Source organism: Streptomyces humi (assembly GCF_001005085.2).
In the GTDB taxonomy this organism is placed as follows: domain Bacteria; phylum Actinomycetota; class Actinomycetes; order Streptomycetales; family Streptomycetaceae; genus Streptomyces; species Streptomyces humi.
The window spans coordinates 132400-151551 of record NZ_LBMU02000029.1; the positions used below are offsets into that span (position 1 = coordinate 132400).

16 protein-coding genes and 5 tRNA genes are annotated in these 19152 nt (G+C 69.8%); 12 read left to right on the forward strand and 9 right to left on the reverse strand.

Annotated features, from left to right (window positions below):
• The first annotated feature begins 277 nt into the window (after positions 1-277).
• Together AAW13_RS14285 and AAW13_RS14290 are read left to right on the forward strand one after the other, a co-directional pair.
• On the forward strand, positions 278-1873 hold the full coding sequence (locus tag AAW13_RS14285) for an acyl-CoA carboxylase subunit beta (protein WP_046729244.1): 1596 nt from the start codon (positions 278-280) through the stop codon (positions 1871-1873).
• Between the two features lie 35 nt (positions 1874-1908).
• The gene (locus tag AAW13_RS14290) at positions 1909-2109 is read left to right on the forward strand and encodes an acyl-CoA carboxylase subunit epsilon (protein WP_046729245.1); all 201 of its coding nucleotides are present in this window, start codon (positions 1909-1911) and stop codon (positions 2107-2109) included.
• Positions 2110-2481: 372 nt separating this feature from the next.
• Here the strand turns inward: AAW13_RS14290 and AAW13_RS14295 are convergent, their stop codons facing one another.
• The 8 genes from AAW13_RS14295 to AAW13_RS14330 form a co-directional block, all read right to left on the reverse strand.
• On the reverse strand, positions 2482-3063 hold the full coding sequence (locus tag AAW13_RS14295; protein WP_046729246.1) for a GTP-binding protein: 582 nt from the start codon (positions 3061-3063) through the stop codon (positions 2482-2484).
• Complete coding sequence (locus AAW13_RS14300) at positions 3044-3613, reverse strand: DUF742 domain-containing protein (RefSeq protein WP_046729247.1); 570 nt, start codon at positions 3611-3613, stop codon at positions 3044-3046. The genes AAW13_RS14295 and AAW13_RS14300 overlap by 20 nt, the downstream gene beginning before the upstream one ends.
• A gap of 96 nt (positions 3614-3709) precedes the next feature.
• Positions 3710-4123 carry a roadblock/LC7 domain-containing protein gene (locus AAW13_RS14305; RefSeq protein ID WP_046729253.1) on the reverse strand — a complete coding sequence of 138 codons (414 nt, stop codon included), beginning with the start codon at positions 4121-4123 and terminating at the stop codon, positions 3710-3712.
• 10 nt (positions 4124-4133) lie between these two features.
• Positions 4134-7403 carry a sensor histidine kinase gene (locus tag AAW13_RS14310; RefSeq protein WP_071659547.1) on the reverse strand — a complete coding sequence of 1090 codons (3270 nt, stop codon included), beginning with the start codon at positions 7401-7403 and terminating at the stop codon, positions 4134-4136.
• Between the two features lie 392 nt (positions 7404-7795).
• Positions 7796-8371, reverse strand: a complete 576-nt coding sequence (locus AAW13_RS14315) for a GTP-binding protein (RefSeq protein WP_046729249.1) — start codon at positions 8369-8371, stop codon at positions 7796-7798.
• Complete coding sequence (locus AAW13_RS14320; RefSeq protein WP_019058642.1) at positions 8352-8750, reverse strand: DUF742 domain-containing protein; 399 nt, start codon at positions 8748-8750, stop codon at positions 8352-8354. Before AAW13_RS14320 ends, AAW13_RS14315 begins: the two co-directional genes overlap by 20 nt.
• Positions 8751-8860: 110 nt before the next feature.
• Entirely contained in the window at positions 8861-9274 is a 414-nt protein-coding gene (locus AAW13_RS14325) for a roadblock/LC7 domain-containing protein (RefSeq protein ID WP_030382516.1), read from the reverse strand.
• A gap of 9 nt (positions 9275-9283) precedes the next feature.
• Positions 9284-13210: a sensor histidine kinase gene (locus AAW13_RS14330; RefSeq protein WP_107483325.1), complete on the reverse strand. Its 3927-nt coding sequence runs from the start codon at positions 13208-13210 to the stop codon at positions 9284-9286.
• A 570-nt stretch (positions 13211-13780) separates the two neighbouring features.
• On the opposite strand from AAW13_RS14330, the gene AAW13_RS14335 reads away from it, so the two are divergent.
• From AAW13_RS14335 to AAW13_RS14375, 9 genes are all read left to right on the forward strand, one after another.
• Entirely contained in the window at positions 13781-13969 is a 189-nt protein-coding gene (locus tag AAW13_RS14335) for a hypothetical protein (RefSeq protein WP_046733954.1), read from the forward strand.
• A 136-nt stretch (positions 13970-14105) separates the two neighbouring features.
• Positions 14106-14891, forward strand: a complete 786-nt coding sequence (locus tag AAW13_RS14340) for a fumarylacetoacetate hydrolase family protein (RefSeq protein WP_046733955.1) — start codon at positions 14106-14108, stop codon at positions 14889-14891.
• Entirely contained in the window at positions 14884-16368 is a 1485-nt protein-coding gene (gltX, locus tag AAW13_RS14345) for a glutamate--tRNA ligase (protein ID WP_071659548.1), read from the forward strand. The genes AAW13_RS14340 and gltX overlap by 8 nt, the downstream gene beginning before the upstream one ends.
• 79 nt (positions 16369-16447) lie before the next feature.
• The gene (locus AAW13_RS14350; protein ID WP_046733957.1) at positions 16448-17179 is read left to right on the forward strand and encodes an HAD family hydrolase; all 732 of its coding nucleotides are present in this window, start codon (positions 16448-16450) and stop codon (positions 17177-17179) included.
• A gap of 91 nt (positions 17180-17270) precedes the next feature.
• Positions 17271-17342, forward strand: a tRNA-Gln gene (locus AAW13_RS14355).
• Positions 17343-17382: 40 nt separating this feature from the next.
• A tRNA-Glu gene (locus AAW13_RS14360) sits at positions 17383-17455 on the forward strand.
• A 28-nt stretch (positions 17456-17483) separates the two neighbouring features.
• A tRNA-Glu gene (locus AAW13_RS14365) sits at positions 17484-17556 on the forward strand.
• Positions 17557-17577: 21 nt separating this feature from the next.
• Positions 17578-17649 (forward strand) — tRNA-Gln (locus AAW13_RS14370).
• A 42-nt stretch (positions 17650-17691) separates the two neighbouring features.
• A tRNA-Glu gene (locus tag AAW13_RS14375) sits at positions 17692-17764 on the forward strand.
• Between the two features lie 52 nt (positions 17765-17816).
• Here the strand turns inward: AAW13_RS14375 and AAW13_RS14380 are convergent.
• Complete coding sequence (locus tag AAW13_RS14380) at positions 17817-18461, reverse strand: MerR family transcriptional regulator (protein ID WP_046733958.1); 645 nt, start codon at positions 18459-18461, stop codon at positions 17817-17819.
• Positions 18462-18549: 88 nt separating this feature from the next.
• Between AAW13_RS14380 and AAW13_RS14385 the strand changes: the two genes are divergently transcribed.
• Positions 18550-19062, forward strand: coding sequence for a DUF4188 domain-containing protein (locus tag AAW13_RS14385; RefSeq protein ID WP_046733959.1), 513 nt, complete (start codon positions 18550-18552; stop codon positions 19060-19062).
• Positions 19063-19152 lie beyond the last annotated feature (90 nt).

Genomic DNA, 19152 nt, shown 5'->3' on the forward strand with positions numbered 1-19152 from the left:
CCGTGTGGCGCGAGGCACCGCGACGGGACGTGGTGGCGCGGGTGCGGTTAGGGTCTGTCGGAGTGGTCCGTCACTCCGGGGAGGGTATGGACCGCCTGCGAATGTGAGGCGTCTCTCGGCTGGCCTCTTTGTGTCACCCCTACAACGGTGAGGCCCTCTGAGCAGTCGGAACGGCTGCATGCCGTTCTGGTTCTGTTCAGTGCTTCCAGGAAAACGCGCCGGAGACTGTACGGAGTCGACGTCTCGCATTCCTTGGTGTCCTTCGTAAGGTCGCTACATGACCGTTTTGGAAGAGACGACGGGCGAGCCCACCGGCGAACCGACGGACGCGCGCGGGCGGGTCGCCGAGCTGCACGAGATCCGTGCGGTGGCCGTGGCCGGACCCAGCGAGAAGGCGACCGAGGCGCAGCACGCCAAGGGCAAGCTGACGGCCCGGGAGCGCATCGAGCTGCTTCTGGACCCGGGTTCCTTCCAGGAGGTCGAGCAACTGCGCCGGCACCGCGCGGTCGGGTTCGGCCTGGAGGCCAAGAAGCCCTACACCGACGGTGTCATCACCGGCTGGGGCACGGTCGACGGCCGCACGGTCTTCGTCTACGCCCATGACTTCCGGATCTTCGGCGGCGCGCTGGGCGAGGCCCACGCCACCAAGATCCACAAGATCATGGACATGGCCATCGCGGCCGGCGCTCCGCTGGTGTCGCTGAACGACGGCGCCGGCGCCCGTATCCAGGAGGGCGTCTCGGCCCTCGCCGGGTACGGCGGCATCTTCCAGCGCAACACCAAGGCCTCCGGCGTCATCCCGCAGATCTCCGTGATGCTCGGCCCGTGCGCGGGCGGCGCGGCCTACAGCCCCGCCCTCACCGACTTCGTCTTCATGGTCCGCGAGACCTCGCAGATGTTCATCACGGGACCGGACGTCGTCAAGGCGGTCACCGGCGAGGAGATCACCCAGAACGGGCTCGGCGGCGCCGACGTCCACGCGGAGACCTCCGGCGTCTGCCACTTCGCCTACGACGACGAGGAGACCTGCATCGCGGAGGTCCGTTACCTCCTCTCGCTCCTCCCGCAGAACAACCGTGAGAACCCGCCGCGCGTCGAGTCCACGGACCCCCTCGACCGCCGCAGCGACGTCCTCCTGGACCTGGTCCCGGCCGACGGCAACCGGCCGTACGACATGGCCAAGGTCATCGAGGAGATCGTCGACGACGGCGAGTACCTGGAGGTCCACGAGCGCTGGGCGCGGAACATCATCTGCGCGCTGGCCCGCATCGACGGCCAGGTCGTCGGCATCGTCGCCAACCAGCCGCAGGTCCTGGCGGGCGTCCTGGACATCGAGGCGAGCGAAAAAGCTGCGCGCTTTGTTCAGATGTGTGACGCTTTCAATGTTCCGATCGTCACCTTCCTGGACGTACCGGGCTTCCTGCCCGGCGTCGACCAGGAGCACGGCGGGATCATCCGGCACGGCGCCAAGCTCCTCTACGCCTACTGCAACGCGACCGTGCCCCGGATCTCCCTGATCCTGCGCAAGGCGTACGGAGGTGCCTACATCGTCATGGACTCCCAGTCGATCGGCGCCGACCTGACGTACGCCTGGCCGACGAACGAGATCGCGGTCATGGGCGCCGAGGGTGCGGCCAACGTGATCTTCCGCCGGCAGATCGCCTCCGCCGAGGACCCCGAGGCCATGCGGCAGAAGATGGTCAAGGAGTACAAGGCCGAGCTCATGCACCCCTACTACGCGGCCGAGCGCGGCCTGGTCGACGACGTCATCGACCCGGCCGAGACACGCGAGGTGCTCGCCAGGTCGCTCGCGATGCTGCACACCAAGCACGCCGACCTGCCGTCCCGTAAGCACGGCAACCCCCCGCAGTAATCCTGCGGAAACCTCTCTCACGGAGACTGACACCCATGAACGTGCCTGACATCCGCGTCGAGAAGGGCAACGCCGACCCGGAGGAAGTCGCCGCCATCACGGCGGTCCTCCTGGCCCGCGCGGCCGCCCGGCCGACCGCCGACACCGAGCAGACCCACCGAGGCCGCGCCAAGGCCGGCTGGCGCCGCCTGGAGCGCGAGAACGGCTTCCGCGCCCCGCACAGCTGGCACGGCTAGGCCGCGCCGCCCGGCCGACAGCACGTAGAAGAAGGGCCCCTCTCGCTGGAGAGGGGCCCTTCTTCCGTGTGCGCCAGGGCTCTCAGGCCGGTCCGGCACGGCCGGACACCGCCGCTGGGGCTCGGCGCCGTTGCGGCGGGAAAAGAACTGGTGCGGAGGTGAGACGGTGACTGGTGCGGAGGCGAGACAGTGAGGGGAGAAGGACAGGGGCGTCGGGGGAAAAGTTCGGGCCCCTTCACAGGAAGGGGCCCTGCACGCGCCCCTTCAGGGGCGCTGGGGTGCCCCCGGCCCCCCGGCCGAAGGCTGGGGGAGGAAGCCACGAACCACCCGCAGTCGGCGAGCGGCCGGCCGTGGCGGCCCGGCGGCCGGAAACTACCGCAGTCGAGCCATGAGAGCGTGCTCGACCAGCGTGATCAGCGCCGACTTCGCATCGGCACGATGCCTCGCGTCCGTCGTGATGATCGGCGTGTCCGGGCCGATCTGAAGCGCCTCGCGGACCTCTTCGGGGTTGTACGGCTGGTTGCCGTCGAAGCCGTTGAGGGCGATGACGAACGGCAGGCCGGAGTTCTCGAAGTAGTCGACCGCCGGGAAGCAGTCGGCGAGCCGGCGGGTGTCGACCAGCACGATCGCGCCGATGGCGCCGCGTACCAGGTCGTCCCACATGAACCAGAAGCGGTCCTGGCCGGGCGTGCCGAACAGGTACAGGATCAGGTCCTGGTCCAGGGTGATACGGCCGAAGTCCATGGCGACCGTGGTGGTCGTCTTGTCCCCGGTGTGGGTGAGGTCGTCGATGCCGGCAGACGCGGACGTCATCACGGCCTCTGTGCGCAGCGGGTTGATCTCCGAGACGGCACCGACGAACGTGGTCTTGCCCACGCCGAAGCCGCCCGCCACCACGATCTTCGCGGAGGTGGTGGAGCGGGAAGGACCGCCGCTAGAGCTTGCGAAGTCCACTGAGCACCCTTTCGAGCAGTGTCACGTCTGGCTGGCCGCCGGCGTTCTCGTCGCCGCCGGGCTGATGGATGGCGACCAGGCCCGCCTCCGCCAAGTCGGCGACGAGGATCCTGGCCACGCCGAGTGGGATCGACAGCAGGGCCGAGACTTCGGCCACCGACTTGATCTCCCGGCAGAGGTTGCAGATCCGCTGATGCTCGGGCAGCTGGCCCTGCATCTGGTGCGGCTGCGCGGTGGTGTGCACCAGCGCCTCGATGGCGAGCTGGTACCGCGGGCGGGTCCGGCCACCGGTCATGGCGTACGGACGCACCAAGGGGTTGTTCGACCCCGAGGCCGGGGCCGAGTCGGGGCGGCGCTGCGGCTGCACCGGCTGGATGCGCGGCGCCGGCGGCTGGTCGTACGGCGAGGGGCCGGGGCCCTGCGGCGCGTACGGCTGCCGGTGGCTCGGCGTGGAGGGGAAGTTGTACCGGTTCCCGGAACCGTCGCCCTGGCCCTGCGCAGGCCCGTACGACCAGTTGCCGTTATTAGAACCGCCTGGGGGTGTTGCCACTTTCTCTCCTCCTCCGACCGTGCCGGGCACCCATCCTTGTGGAGCCGCGTCCCGAAACCTTACGGCCCCGGGACGCCAAAACGCACCGTCTGACTATTAGTTGAGAAGGCTTCCCTGGAGTTCCGCACGCAGATCCGGGGTAAGAACCGTGCCCGCGCGGTCGACCAAAAGGGCCATCTCGTACCCAACCAGACCGATATCGGCCTCGGGGTGGGCCAGAACCGCGAGCGAGGAACCATCGGAAATGGACATGATGAACATGAACCCCCGCTCCATCTCCACAACCGTCTGATTCACGCTGCCGCCCTCGAAGATCCGGGAGGCGCCTGCCGTCAGAGACGTCAGACCGGAGGCGACGGCCGCGAGCTGGTCGGCGCGGTCGCGGGGGAAGCCTTCGGACATCGCCAGAAGGAGTCCGTCGGCGGAGACCACCACCGTGTGGGACACCCCCGGGGTGTTGTCCACGAAGTTGGTGATCAACCAGTTCAGGTTCTGTGCCGCCTGGCTCATCGGGCTCACACTAACGCTCCTGGTTGTAGGTGCTGTCAGGACCGAAGCCCTGGCCGTTCGTTTCACTGCCTGCGCTGCGTCCGCGCTGGACGCCCCTGCGCAGGTTGCTCAGCCTGCCCCGGACGTCCTCCGGGGCGCGGGAGACCTGTGGGCCCCCCTGAGGGGTGCTCGCGGCGGCTCCCTCGACCAGGTTGGCCTTGGGTACCCGCCTCGGCAGGCCGGAGGAGGTGACCCCGCCCGCCTTGGGCTTGCGCAGCTGCGACGCCTGCTGCCAGCGCTCGTCGTTCTGCGAACGCCAGGAGTCGTCGCCGCCCGGCTCCGCGGCCGGGGCCGCCGGAGCGGCCGGTGCCGCGGCCTGCGGCGCGGGAGCCGCGCCGTTCGAACCGCTCGTGCCGCCGACGGAACCCCGGCGGGGCAGCCCGGCGTCGGTCAGCTGGTGACCGGCGGCGGGGGCCGCGCCCGGACGGTCGAAGCCTACGCGGTTCCGCGACTCCACGTCACCGGCCTGCGTCGACTCCGCTTCGGGAGCGTACTGGGCCGGGTAGCCGTTCTGGTAACCGTCCTGCTGCGGCCAGTCGTCCTGGTAGGCCTGCTCCCCGAAGGTCCCGTAGGCCTCGGCGGCGGCCTGCGCGGCCGCCGGGTCCTCCTGGACCGGTTCCGCGAACGCGGGCTCCGGGTAGCCGCCGCCGGCCGGGAACGCCTCGGCGGAGAACGGGTCCTGCTGCGGCAGGCCGCCGTTCGGCGCGTAGAACTGCTCGTCGTACGGGCTCTGCGGCTGCTCCTGGTACGCCGGCTGCGCGTCGTAGCCCGTGGGCTGCTCCTGGAAGCCCGTACCGCCGTTGTCGTATTCGTGTCGACCGTGCCGGCCGCTGTCGAACTCGTCGGTGTACGCCGGGATCTCGGCGGTCTCCTGGGGGGCTCCCGGGAGCTGGGCGCCCTGCGGGGGCTGCGCCTGGGCCTCCAGGGCCGCACGGCGCTCCTCACGCATCAGGGAGCGGCCGACCGGATCCAGGTCGCGGATGTCGTCGGGGACGTCCACGTAGCGGCTGTCGTCGAAGCCGAGCTCGGCCGCGGTGCGCATCGGCTGGAGCTGCGGCTGCTGGAAGTTCTCACCCTGGAACTGCTGCTCCGGGATGATCTGCGAGACCGTGAACTCATCGCGGTCCAACTGCTGTTCGCCGCCACCGCCGTGCGTGATCGCGTCCGGCAGCATGACCAGCGAGGTGGTGCCGGCCTGCTCGCCGGAGGGCCGCAGCTGGACCCGGATGCCGTGCCGGTCGGACAGCCGGCCGACCACGAACAGACCCATGCGCTGGGAGATCGCGGCGTCCACGGTCGGCGGGTTGGCCAGCTTGTGGTTGATGTCCGCGAAGTCCTCGGCGGTGAGGCCGATGCCCTTGTCGTGGATCTCGATCATGACGCGGCCGTCGGGAAGACGGGTCGCGGTGACGCGGACCTTGGTCTGCGGGGAGGAGAACGTCGTCGCGTTCTCCAGGAGCTCGGCCAGCAGGTGCACGAGGTCGGTGACCGCGCGGCCGTGGATCTCGGCCTCCGGGACGCCGGAGAGCTCGATGCGCTCGTACTGCTCCACCTCGGAGGAGGCGGCGCGCAGCACGTCGACCAGCGGGACCGGCTGGTCCCAGCGGCGGCCGGGCTCCTCGCCGGCGAGGACCAGGAGGTTCTCGCCGTTGCGGCGCATACGGGTCGCGAGGTGGTCCAGCCGGAAGAGGTTCTCCAGCTGGTCCGGGTCGGCCTCGTTGTTCTCCAGGTCGGTGATCAGGGTCAGCTGGCCCTCGATCAGCGACTGGTTGCGGCGCGACAGGTTGGTGAAGATCGCGTTGATGTTGCCCCGCAGCAGGGCCTGCTCGGCGGCGAGCCGGACGGCCTCGCGGTGGACCTGGTCGAAGGCGCGGGCGACCTCGCCGATCTCGTCGGTCGTGCTGATCGGGATCGGCGCCACCCGGGTGTCGACCCGGCCCGGGTCGGTGCGGGAGAGCTGGTCGACCAGCATCGGCAGGCGCTGCTCGGCGATGCCGAAGGCGGCGTTGCGCAGCTGGCGCATCGAGCGGGACATCTGGCGGGCCACCATGCCGGCCAGGATGAACGCGGCGAGCAGGGCGACCACGACCGCGGCACCGGTGATGAACGCGGAGGTCTTGGCGTCGTCGGCGATGCCGGAGGCCTCCTCCACCGCCTTGTCGGCCATGTCCGACTCGATGGTGCGGTAGGCGTTGTACTTGAGGGTGTTGACCGTCCACCAGTTGTCGGCGGTGACGCCCTTGGCGGCCAGCGCCTGACGGGTGGACGTGTCGGTGTCCTTCAGCGTCGCCAGCGCCGTGACCATCGCGGTGTCGCCGGAGGGCGGGGCCACGTAGTTCGGGTCCTTGGCCTTGGCCTGCTGCACCAGGGCCGCGCCGTCGGACTTGATCTTCTTGGTGAGGTCGGTCAGCTTCTGCGCGTCCGCCTCGGTGCCACCGCCGACGTACTCCTCGACGGCGATGCCCTCCAGGTAGGCGTAAGAGGAGAGGGCGACCCGCTGGGAGGCCAGGTTGCCGGCGTCCGGTCCCGGCTTGAGCAGCAGCTGCATGCCGATCGACCGCTCCAGCGACAGCGCCGCCTTGGTGAGCGAGATGGCGTAGACGGTACGGCCGTAGGAGGTGATGTTTCCGGTGCCCAGACCGAGTTCGTTGGCGAACTCCATCAGGGGGTGGGCGACCTCGACGTAGCCCTCTTCGGTCTGCACACCGGTGAGCTTGGTGGTGTACGCCGCCTCACGGAGGTTGGTGAGTTTCGGCTCGGCCTCGCGGAACAGTTTCAGACGGCGTTCCAGACCGGCTTTCTGCGGCATGTTCTGCGCGGCGGCGTCGAAGGCGTCGGCGGCCTTGTCGGTCTGCGCCCGAGCCTGGGTGACGACCTGCTTGTTCTTGTTGAGCAGGATCGGCGCCGCGCTGACGTCACGCTCGTTGTAGAGGGCGTCGGCATAGGTGAGGGCGGCGCGGACCAGGCGCGCGGTGTTCTCCGCGTCCCGGGCCTCCTGCCAGGTGTCGATGGAGCTCTTCACCTGGAAGCCGCCCATGACCAGGCCGACGGCCACGGGTATGAGCAGGATCGCGTTCAGCCTGGTCGGCACACGCCAGTTCCGCGGCGAGAAACGGCCGCCGCTCTTCGCGGGCGCGGCCGGTGGTTCCGCGGCTGGCACAGGGGTGGGCGCCGCAGCGCGCGGCGGCGGGGTGAAGTTGCCCCGCGCCGACGGCTCGGGACCGTTCTTGCTTCGCCTCACTCGACCAACAACCTCTCGGCGGCGGGCACCTGTCGTCGTGCCGCAGTCTCTCAGAGCCCGGTGTGTCACAGACCACTACTCAGTACGTCTTTGACTATTGGGCAGTTCAGGCATTCCAGCACGGGGCCCTGCGCTCTTCCAAACAGTGGAAACCACCGGAGTACGCTGATGTAAGCCCCAGATAAAACGGTCATAAAGAGCGAGCCCCGCCAAAAGGCGGGGCTGTTGTGAGCGCAGCGGTACCGCGTGACAACGACGCGTGGCGATACCACCGGATTCCTCTGCCGAAACGTTATGAACACCGGAGCCGACCGTGTCAAAGGCCACAGCCGGCTCCGGTTTTGTTACGACAACTGCCGTACACGACGACGGATTTGAGTACGGCCCGGCCGCTACCGCAGCCGTGCCATGAGCGCGTGCTCGACCAGCGTGATGAGCGCGCTCTTCGCGTCCGCCCGGTGCCGGGCGTCGGTCGTGATGATGGGCGCGTCCGGACCGATCTGGAGCGCCTCGCGCACCTCTTCGGGCGTGTAGGGCTGGTGCCCGTCGAAGCCGTTGAGCGCGATGACGAACGGCAGACCGCTGTTCTCGAAGTAGTCCACCGCCGGGAAGCAGTCCGCGAGCCGACGGGTGTCCACCAGCACGACGGCGCCGATGGCGCCCCGCACCAGGTCGTCCCACATGAACCAGAAGCGGTCCTGGCCGGGCGTGCCGAACAGGTACAGGATCAGGTCCTGGTCGAGCGTGATGCGGCCGAAGTCCATGGCCACCGTGGTGGTGGTCTTGTCCCCGGTGTGGGTCAGGTCGTCGATGCCCGCCGAGGCGGACGTCATCACGGCCTCCGTGCGCAGCGGGTTGATCTCGGAGACCGCTCCCACGAACGTGGTCTTGCCGACGCCGAAGCCGCCCGCCACCACGATCTTCGCGGAGGTGGTGGCCCGGCCTCCGTCAGAGCTTGCGAAGTCCACTGAGCACCCTTTCGAGCAGCGTCACGTCCGGAGCGCCGCCGTTGTTCTCGTCGCCGCCCGGCTGGTGGATGGCGACCAGGCCGGCCTCGGCGAGGTCGGCCACCAGGATCCGGGCCACACCCAGCGGCATGGCGAGCAGAGCCGACACCTCGGCCACCGACTTCACCTCGCGGCACAGGTGGCAGATGCGCTGGTGCTCCGGGAGCAGCCCCATGAGCGCTGCCGGGTCGGCCGTCGTGCTGATCAGCGCCTCGATGGCGAGCTGGTAGCGCGGCCGGGTCCGGCCGCCGGTCATCGCGTAAGGACGTACCAGCGGCTGGTCGCCCTCGTCCCCGTACGGCTCCGCGTACGGATCATGAGAGGCGGTGGGCGGGGTCATCGTTCCTCCGGGCGGGACAGCAAGTCGGTCAGTCGTGCCGTCGGACGTGGCCGGTGGGGGGATTGTGGCGGCCGGACGGTGATTTGGTGAGGTGGGTTGGATCCAGGCTGTCAGTGGAGCAGACTGCCTTGCAGTTCGGCGCGCAGGTCGGGCGTGAGCACCGCGCCCGCGCGGTCGACCAGCAGTGCCATCTCGTAGCCGACGAGGCCGATGTCACACTCCGGGTGGGCCAGCACCGCGAGGGACGAGCCGTCGGAGATGGACATCAGGAAGAGAAAGCCGCGTTCCATCTCGACGACCGTCTGCGCCACGTTGCCGCCCTCGAAGATCCGGGAGGCCCCGGCCGTCAGCGAGGTGAGCCCGGACGCGACGGCCGCCAGCTGGTCGGCACGGTCACGGGGGAAGCCTTCGGACATCGCCAGAAGGAGGCCGTCGGCGGACACGACGACGGTGTGGGACACACCAGGGGTGTTGTCCACGAAGTTGGTGATCAACCAGTTGAGGTTCTGTGCCGCCTGGCTCATCGGACTCAACTAACGCTCCTGCTGGTGAGTGGGGCTCGGGAAGCTGCCGGTCTGCGGGCCGGGTGCGGCCTGCCTGCCCTGCGCGATACCCCGACGGAGATTGGTCAGCCGGCCACGGACGTCATCAGGCGAACGCGAGACCTGCGGACCTGCTTGGTGCTGTTGCTGCTGCTGTGCGGTACCCGGTACGAGGTTCGCCCGGGGCACTCGCCGCGGCAGCCCGGAGGTGGTGACACCGCCCGCGGCCGGCTGCCGTACGCGCTCCGCCTGACGGACGAGATCGTCGTTGGGCGAAGGGCGCCAGGAGCTGGTCGCGGAACGCTGGGGGGCCGCGGCCGCGGGGGCCGGCGGCTGTACGGGGACGGGCGGGAGCGGCGCGGAGCCGTTGCCCGCCGGCGTGCCGTTGTGCGAGCCGTTGCTCTGCGGGTGCTGGTCCTGCTGGCCGCCGTGGAACCAGTTGGTCTCCAGCGTGTCGTACAGCGGGGTACGACCGTCACCGGGGCCGCTGGCCGGCGGCAGCGCCTCCGGCTCCTGGCGGACCGGGCGGGCCGGCGGCGCGGACGGCATCGACGGGCGCTGTGCGGCGCCGAAGTCCATCCCGCGGCCGTTGGTCCCCGGACGCTCGAACTGCCCCGTGCCGTGCTGGCCGTTGCCGTTCTGGCCGTTGCCCGCGTAACCGTTCTGGCGGCCGGGCAGCGAGTGCTGGCCGGTGGCGCCGCCGTCGAAGGACGGGGTGGCGAACTGGCCCGTGGAGCCGTTGTCGTAGGCCTGCGGAGCGGCGAACTGGCCGGTGTTCTGGGGGTTGCCGGGCTGCCCGGACGGGGTGCCGAAGACATCGGAGCGGACGAACTGCTGCCCCTGGTCCTGCTGGCCGTTCACGTTCGGACGCGGGAAGGAACCGGTGTCCTGCTGGCCGTTCAGCCCCGGGCGGGGGTACGAGCCGGTGTTCTGGTTGCCGCCCGGGACGTTGAAGTCCGGGCGCGGGAACTCACCGGTCGCCGACGGGCCCTGCGGGATGGCCGGCATCTGCGAGGTGGCGCCGAGGTCGTGCCGGTCGTCGACGCGGGGCATCGGCGCGGTGTGGCCCTGGTCCTGCTCGTCGTGGCCGCGCGGGGCGTCCAGCGAGGCACGGGAGAGCGGCGGCTGGGCGTTGTCGTCGCTCCAGCTGGGCCGGGCCGCCTGCGGGTTGCCGCCGGGCAGTTCGGCCCGCGGACCGCCGCGCGGCGGCAGCTGCGGCTGACGGCCCTGGTCGGAGGGGTTCGCGGTGCGCTGCGGCGGAACCGCGCCGCGGTTGCCGAAGGCGTCCTGACCACCGAAGGAGTCCTGCTGGTTGCCGAACGCGTCCTGGTTGCCGAAGGCCCCGCCGTTCTGCCGGCCGCCCTGCTGCGGACCCTGGGGGCCGCGCGGGCCGCCCGGCGCACCGGGACGACCGCCGTTCGGGCCCGCGCCGGGCAGCGCGGCCCGGGGACCCTGGCCCGCGCCGACCTGGCCGCGCGGGGCCGCACCGGCACCGAGCACTCCGCCGCCGGAGGGCCCGCCGGAACCGAGGGCGCCACCGCGCGAGCCGCCGGCGGCACCGCCGCCGAGGGCCGGGGCGGGGGCACCCGCGCCGAGCGAACCGGGCGCACCGCCCTGGCCGTTGCCCCGTCGGGCCGCCGCGGCACCGGCCGCGGCCTGCGCGGCGGCCGGACCGCCGGACTGCGCCGGGGCACCGGGCTTGCCGGGAGCGGGCTTCTTGCCGCCCTGGGCGACGTCGACCGGGAGCATGACCAGCGCGGTCGTACCACCGGAGTCGGAGGGGCGCAGCTGGATGCGGATGCCGTGCCGCTGCGACAGACGACCGACCACGAAGAGGCCCATGCGGCGGGAGACGGAGACGTCCACGGTGGGCGGCGAGGCGAGCCGCTCGTTGATCGCCGCGAGGTCCTCGGGGGAGAGGCCGATACCGGTGTCGTGGATCTCGATCAGTACCCGGCCGTCGGGCAGGGCGTGACCGGTGACCTTGACCTTGGTCTGGGGCGAGGAGAACGACGTGGCGTTCTCGAGCAGCTCGGCGAGCAGGTGCACGAGGTCGTTGACCACGCGGCCGGCCACTTCGGTGGTCGGCACGGCGGCCAGTTCGATGCGCTCGTACTGCTCCACCTCGGAGGCGGCGGCGCGGAGCACGTCGACCAGCGGGACCGGGCGGGTCCAGCGGCGGCCGGGCTCCTCACCCGCGAGAACCAGAAGGTTTTCACCGTTACGGCGCATACGCGTCGCGAGGTGGTCGAGCTTGAAGAGGGAGGACAGCTGGTCCGGGTCGGCCTCGCGGGACTCCAGTTCGGAGATGAGCGAGAGCTGACGCTGGATGAGGCCCTGGGAGCGGCGCGAGAGGTTGGTGAACATCGCGTTGACGTTGCCCCGGAGGAGGGCCTGCTCGGCGGCGAGGCGGACGGCCTCGCGGTGCACGTCGTCGAAGGCCGCGGCCACCTGGCCGATCTCGTCCCGGGAGTGCACACCGACCGACTCCACGGACGTGTCGACGTCCTGCGGGTCGGACTCGGAGAGCTGCTTGACCAGCTCGGGCAGCCGGTCCTGGGCGACCTTGGTGGCGGTCTCCTGGAGGCGGCGCAGCGAGCGGATCATGGAGCGGGCCACGATGAAGGCGCCGACCAGCGACACACCGAGGACGAGCAGGATCAGCGCACCGGAGATGATCGCTTCCTGCTGCGAGGAGGAGCGCAGCTCGCGGGCCTTCTGCTCCATGTCCTCGAGGAGCGTGTGCTCGATCTTCTGCATCTGGTCGATCTTGGTCGAGCTGTCGTCCACCCAGTCGAGGTACGACCGCTTGGAGAGCTCGTTCAGACCGTTCTGGGCGCCGAGGGCACGCTTGGCGTAGGTGTTCGCGGCCTCGATCGTCGGGTTGTTCTCGTCGATCGGCTTGAGCAGTTCGGCCGCGTTGCCGACGTAGATCTTCCGGAAGATCGTGAGTTCGGAGGTCTCGCTCTCCTGGGCCGACTCGCCGTAGAGGCGGTCGTTCTCGGAGAGGTCGCCGGTGCTCGTGTTGTTGGCGGGCAGGGCCGCGGCGATGACGGCGCGCTGCACGGACGCGTACTCCTTGGCGGTGGAGAACGCCGCCAGGGCGCGGGTGCGCTGGATCATCTCCGGGTTGCTGGAGGCCTGCGCCATGTCCTGCGAGAGGTCGATCAGCTGGGTGATCAGCCGGTGGTAGGACTCGACCGTCTGGGTCGAGTTCTCCTTCTGCTGATAGGCGTCCTTGCGGATCTTCGCCAGGTCGTCGAGCTGACCGGCCAGACCGACGAGGCTGTCACGGACGCCCTGGAGCTGACCGTTCTTGCTCGCGGTGTCGATCTCCTCGGAGGCGTTGAGGAAGTTCTCGCGGGCCCGGTCGGTCGCCTGCTCCAGACCCTTGACCGTGACGTCGCTGGTCGACGCGCCGTGGGCCAGGGGACCCGCCGACTTGTCACGCTCGTTCTGGAGCGTCTGGGCCAGCTCGGTGGCCTGCGTGGTCATGTCCGTCAGCAGCTTCATGTTGTCGAGCTGCTGGATGTCGTCGAGCGACTGGTTGATGCGGACCGCGCCGAGTGTCGTCGCCGCCACCACGGGGAGCGCGAGCAGCGACACCAGGCGCGTGGAGATGCGCCAGTTGCGCAGGGCTATGCGCGAGCCCGGGTTGGACGGGCCCTTCGGGGGCTTGATCGCCGGCGCGGGCGTCGCGGTCGGCTGGGGGCCCGTGGATCCGGTGGACCCCGGAGATCCCGGAGACCCCGGAGAAGCGGACACGGCGGGACGCCCGGGGCGCTCACCGCCGTCACCACCGCCGACCGGGGCGTGGCCCGGGTTCTGGGCGTGCTGGGGCGAGGAACCGCGGTCGGTCCCGCCGTGCGCCTCCGGCTCCGCCGGAGCGCTGCCATCCCTCTTGAAACGTCCCTGCACTAGCGTCGCAACCTCTGGACCAGGCGCCCCTCCGCTGAATGGAGGGACACGGTGTCGGCGTTGTAGGGGGAGCGCCCTGAATACGCCCCCTGTTGGTCGTGAGTGTGACCGGCGCTGGCTCCCCCTGTCTCGCCGCCACTCGGCGCTGCGTTGCGCCCCCTGCGCGCCGGCTCGATCCTGCGGCGGTTCCGTGGAATTCCAGCACAGTGCCGGATCTCCAACAAGGGCCGTGGGCCGAGCTGTGACCTCCGTGACAGCGTGTGAGTGACACGTTACGAGATGTCGAGGCTGATCGCGTACATAACGGACGTATGCCTGCCAGGGGAGAGCGGGCGGAGCGTGTCCCAGTCGCCATGATCAGGAGCGGAATGACAGGTTCAGTTCGTCAATGTCCGTTTCGTTTCCCCAAGTTGCCGGCGAGGAATGACCGCTTTGTCCCCTGCTTCGTGAGCAAACTCACACCCGGATCACGGCTACTTGGCGACTTCCGTCGGGAATTCGATGTTTAGCCTGGCGCTTTACAAGAGGGAAGTCTCTGCCAACCCACACACGACGGGGTCCACGACAACCGTGAAGACGACGATGATGTTCCGCAACATAGCCAACCCCCGGCGCACCACCCTCGCCCACCTCGAGGACGCCGAGGAACTGGGGACCCCCGTACTGCCCGAGCACTCCCTCGACCTCCCCGCCCAGACCGCCAACCCGCGGCGCACGATCCTCATGGAGCTCCCGGCCGGGACCCCGGTCGCCGACTAGAGGCGGGACCACCGAGCTATACGGGAGCGGAGCGCCGGCCACTCAGTCACCTGGGTTATTCCACGGCGGGCGCCCCGCCCCGCGTTAGCCTGGAGCGTCAGACTCCAGCCGGCTCAGTGAGGGGCGCCAGGATCCCGTGCGCATCGCCAGGTTCTCCATCGACGGGAACGTCGCCTTCGGCGCCGTCGAGGGCGACAAGCAGGACGAACTCGTCCTCGACATCATCAAGGGCATTCCGTTCGCCGACTTCGAGCTCTCCGGGACCAAGGTCCCGCTGAGCAAGGTCAGGCTCCTCCCGCCGGTGCTCCCCAACAAGGTCGTGGCCTACGGCCGCAACTACGCGGAGCACGCGCGGGAGCTGGGCAACGAGGTCCCGGACGCCCCCTTCGCCTTCTTCAAGCCGTCCACCTCGGTGATCGGCCCCGGCGACGCGATCCAGTACCCCGCCTTCTCCGAGGAACTCCACCACGAGGCCGAACTGGCCGTGGTCATCGGCCGTATGTGCCGCGAGGTCCCGCGCGAGCGCGTGGCGGACGTCATCTTCGGCTACACCTGCGCCAACGACGTCACCGCCCGTGACGTCCAGAAGCGCGAGAAGCAGTGGGCCCGCGCCAAGGGCTTCGACACCTCCTGCCCGCTCGGCCCCTGGGTGGAGACGGACCTCGACCTCGCCACCGCGTCCGACCTGACGCTCCAGCTCACCGTCAACGGCGAACAGCGCCAGCTCGGCCGTACGAGCGAGATGATCCACCCGATCGCGGACCTGATCGTCCACATCACCGAGGCCATGACGCTGCTGCCCGGCGACGTGATCCTCACCGGCACCCCGGCAGGGGTCGGCCCCCTCAACGTCGGCGACGAGGTCGCCGTCACCATCGAAGGCATCGGCACTCTCACCAACAAGGTTGTCAAGCGTGGCTAGCGCACCCGGCTCCCCCGTTCGCGTCCGTTTCTGCCCCTCGCCCACCGGTAACCCCCACGTGGGCCTGGTCCGCACCGCCCTGTTCAACTGGGCGTTCGCCCGGCACCACAAGGGCACCCTGGTCTTCCGCATCGAGGACACGGACGCGGCCCGCGACTCCGAGGAGTCGTACAACCAGCTGCTCGACGCGATGCGCTGGCTCGGCTTCGACTGGGACGAGGGCCCCGAGGTCGGCGGCCCGCACGCGCCGTACCGCCAGTCGCAGCGCATGGACATCTACCGGGACGTCGCGCAGCGGCTGCTGGACGCCGGTCACGCCTACCGCTGCTACTGCTCCCAGGAGGAGCTGGACAGCCGCCGCGAGGCCGCCCGCGCCGCCGGCAGGCCGTCCGGCTACGACGGCCACTGCCGTGACCTCACCGCCGAGCAGGTCGAGGAGTACCAGGCCCAGGGCCGGGCGCCCATCGTCCGCTTCCGGATGCCGGACGAGACGATCACCTTCACGGACCTGGTCCGCGGCGAGCTGACCTTCACCCCCGAGAACGTCCCGGACTACGGCATCGTCCGCGCCAACGGCGCCCCGCTGTACACGCTGGTCAACCCGGTCGACGACGCCCTGATGGAGATCACCCACGTCCTGCGCGGCGAGGACCTGCTCTCCTCCACCCCGCGCCAGGTCGCCCTCTACAAGGCGCTGACCGAGCTGGGCATCGCCAAGCGGACGCCGGCCTTCGGCCACCTGCCGTACGTCATGGGCGAGGGCAACAAGAAGCTCTCCAAGCGCGACCCGCAGGCGTCCCTGAACCTCTACCGCGAGCAGGGCTTCCTGCCCGAGGGCCTGCTCAACTACCTCTCCCTGCTGGGCTGGTCGCTCTCCGCGGACCAGGACATCTTCTCCGTCGACGAGATGGTGGCCGCCTTCGACATCGCCGACGTGAACCCCAACCCGGCCCGCTTCGACCTGAAGAAGTGCGAGGCGATCAACGCCGACCACATCCGCATGCTGGACGTGAAGGACTTCACGGAGCGCTGCGCCCCCTGGCTGAAGGCGCCCTTCGCCCCCTGGGCCCCCGAGGACTTCGACGAGTCGAAGTGGGAGGCGATCGCCCCGCACGCCCAGACCCGCCTGAAGGTCCTCTCCGAGATCACCGACAACGTCGACTTCCTGTTCCTCCCCGAGCCGGTCCAGGACGAGGCGTCCTGGACCAAGGCGATGAAGGAGGGCAGCGACGCCCTCCTCGCCACGGCCCGCGAGAAGCTGGAGGCCGCCGACTGGACCTCCCCGGAGTCCCTGAAGGAGGCCGTCCTGGCCGCCGGCGAGGCCCACGGCCTCAAGCTCGGCAAGGCCCAGGCGCCGGTCCGGGTGGCCGTCACGGGCCGCACCGTCGGCCTGCCGCTCTTCGAGTCCCTGGAGGTCCTGGGCAAGGAGAAGACCCTGGCCCGGATCGACGCGGCGCTGGCGAGGCTGGCCGCGTAGGGCACGCCCGTGTGACGGGGCGGCTCCGGTTCATCCCGGGGCCGCCCCTTCGTCGTACCCAGCGGGTACCGTCGGCGGTATGACGATCAGAGCCGTGGTCTGGGACGTGGACGACACGCTCTTCGACTACACCACCGCCGACCGCGAGGGCATGCGGGCGCATCTCGCGGCGGAGGGACTGCTGGCGGCGTACGAGAGCGCCGAGGCGGCGCTGGTGCGGTGGCGGTCGATCACCGACCGGCAGTGGGCGCGGTTCTCGGCGGGGGAGCTGTCCTTCGAGGAGCAGCGCCGGGAGCGGATCCGGGTGTTCCTCGGCGAGGCGCTGAGCGGCGACGAGGCCGACGACTGGTTCCGCCGGTACCGGACGTACTACGAGGCCGCCTGGGCCCTCTTCCCGGACGTCCTGCCGGTCCTGGACGCGCTGGCCGCCGACTACCGGCACGCCGTGCTGTCCAACTCCAGCCTGCACGTCCAGGACCACAAACTGCGCACGCTCGGTGTGCACGACCGGTTCGAGGTCATCCTGTGCGCCGCCGAACTCGGCGTCTCCAAGCCCGCAGCCGGCGCCTTCCTGGCGGCCTGTGACGCGCTGGAACTCGCCCCGCACGAGGTCGCGTACGTCGGTGACCACCCGGAGATCGACGCACGCGGCGCCGTCGACGCCGGACTGCTGTCCGTGTGGATCGACCGCCACGGTGCCGCCGCGGGAGGCAACGCGCCCGTCGGACCGCACAGGATCGCCTCCCTCGCCGAACTGCCCGCGATCCTCCGCGCCGATACCCGTTTTGGAGCCCCGTCCACCTTCAGGTAATGTTCTTCCTGCGCCGCCGGGGAGCGGGCCGAAAGGCCGGAACCGGAGGAGCGAAACTAGAACAAGAACCCCTCAGGGGCTTGCGTTCCAGTGGCCTATGGTGTAATTGGCAGCACGACTGATTCTGGTTCAGTTAGTCTTGGTTCGAGTCCAGGTAGGCCAGCTCGCAGAGCTCATCTGCACGCGTGGATCACATCCACAAAGCCCCCGTTGTGTAGCGGCCTAGCACGCTGCCCTCTCAAGGCAGTAGCGCCGGTTCGAATCCGGTCGGGGGTACGGAGATCGTCTACGGATGATCGCTAGGGCCCCCGTTGTGTAGCGGCCTAGCACGCCGCCCTCTCAAGGCGGTAGCGCCGGTTCGAATCCGGTCGGGGGTACGAACTGGTCTAAACCATCATTGGTCTATGGTGTAATTGGCAGCACGACTGATTCTGGTTCAGTTAGTCTTGGTTCGAGTCCAGGTAGACCAGCTCGGATCTGCGGCGTCGCACATTGGCGCTTGTAAGATCCACGCCCCCGTTGTGTAGCGGCCTAGCACGCCGCCCTCTCAAGGCGGTAGCGCCGGTTCGAATCCGGTCGGGGGTACGGGACGAAGGGCCCTTCGCTCAGGCGGAGGGCCCTTCGGCGTGTCCGAGGCCTACTCGAAGCCGTAGCGCCGGGCCGTCTCCTCCTCCTGGGCCAGCCGGTGCAGCGCCTGGAGCATCGGCTCCACCAGCACCGCGCTGGCCACCGCGGCCGCCACCTTCTCCTCCTCCGACGGATGCGTCTCCAGGAAGTCCAGATCGGCGATCGCCGCCTGGTGCATCAACCTCGCCCGGGTCACCAGGAGTTCACTGTCCCAGTCGTAGCCGAGCCGGCGGAACGCGGCCACCGCGACCACCAGCTGGCGGTACGCCGGGGAGATGGTCGTGAGCTGCTTGGCGTTCTCCCAGCCCAGGGTCGACAGCAGGGCGCCCACCTCCCGGTGCGCGGCCCGGACGTACTCGTCGTCCTCGTCCGGCTCCGGTACCTGCGGCAGTGCCCACAGTGCGGCGCCCACCCTGATCGTGCGGCCCAGCGACTCGTCGTCCACGTGCCCGAGCACCTCGCGCACCTTCGCCACCGGCACCCGGCCCACCTGGATCATCGCCCGGACCAGCCGCAGCCGGCGCAGGTGCTCCTCGTCGTACTCCGCGGTCGTGGTGTTGACCTGGCGGCCGGGCGGCAACAGCCCCTCGCGCAGGTAGTACTTGATCGTCGCGACGGGCACCCCGCTGCGCTCGCTCAACCGGGCCAGCCGCATCTCTTGCGCCTCTCCTTGGTAAGTGCCACTATCCAAGCACCGACAGAAGGATAGTGACGCTATCCGACAGGGACCGGGGGTGTTTCGCATGGTCGCCAGACCGATTCCGGGCCGTACGACCGCGGCGCGTGAGGGTGACGCGGTGGTGCTGCTGATCGGCATGCGCGTCAATCACTTCTGGGCGGTGCACCAGTGGCTCCCGGTCATGCTGTCCATGTTCCGCATGCTGGGGGAGCTTGCGCGGAACCCTGACCGGGGGCTGCTGGGGCGCGTCCTGCTGACGGCCTCGCCGCGGACGTACTACGTCGTCCAGTACTGGGAGTCCAAGGAGAAGCTGTACGCGTACGCGAGTTCGCCGGACCTGCTCCACCACGGGATGTGGAGCATCGTGAACCGCAAGGAGCGGGCGGGGAAGCTGCGGCAGCACGTGGGCCTGTGGCACGAGACGTACGTCGCACCCGAGGGCTCGTACGAGTCGATCTACTTCGACATGCCGGAGTTCGGCCTGGGCGCGGCGAGCGGGACGGTACCCGTGGAGCGCAGGGGCCGCTACGCGAAGGACCGGTTCGCTTACCGAGGCGCTGACAGGAGCGCCTCGTAGGGGCGCGGGGAACTGCGCGACAAGCCACGACGGCGTCGCGGACGGCTGACGGCCTGTGGGGGCACATCCTTCGCCGTTGGGCTGCGCAGG